The following is a 518-nucleotide window of genomic DNA, read 5'->3' on the forward strand; positions in this document are numbered from 1 at the left end:
CCTTCACACAGGTGCTGCATGGCTGTCGTCAGCTCGTGTCGTGAGATGTTGGGTTAAGTCCCGCAACGAGCGCAACCCTTGTCATTAGTTGCTACGCAAGAGCACTCTAATGAGACTGCCGGTGACAAACCGGAGGAAGGTGGGGATGACGTCAAGTCCTCATGGCCCTTATGGGTAGGGCTTCACACGTCATACAATGGTACATACAGAGGGCCGCCAACCCGCGAGGGGGAGCTAATCCCAGAAAGTGTATCGTAGTCCGGATTGTAGTCTGCAACTCGACTACATGAAGTTGGAATCGCTAGTAATCGCGGATCAGCATGTCGCGGTGAATACGTTCCCGGGTCTTGTACACACCGCCCGTCACACCATGGGAGCGGGTTTTACCAGAAGTAGGTAGCTTAACCGCAAGGAGGGCGCTTACCACGGTAGGATTCGTGACTGGGGTGAAGTCGTAACAAGGTAGCCGTATCGGAAGGTGCGGCTGGATCACCTCCTTTCTAGAGTAGCACCGAGCG

The 518-nt window shown here is 54.8% G+C and carries 1 rRNA gene; it reads left to right on the forward strand.

Annotation, left to right across the window (positions count from 1 at the left end):
• Positions 1-500, forward strand: a 16S ribosomal RNA gene (locus tag ACQ7JA_RS25020); the annotation flags it as partial.
• Between the last annotated feature and the right edge of the window lie 18 nt (positions 501-518).

It is taken from the genome of Massilia sp. BKSP1R2A-1 (assembly GCF_050586525.1).
Classification (GTDB): domain Bacteria; phylum Pseudomonadota; class Gammaproteobacteria; order Burkholderiales; family Burkholderiaceae_D; genus Telluria.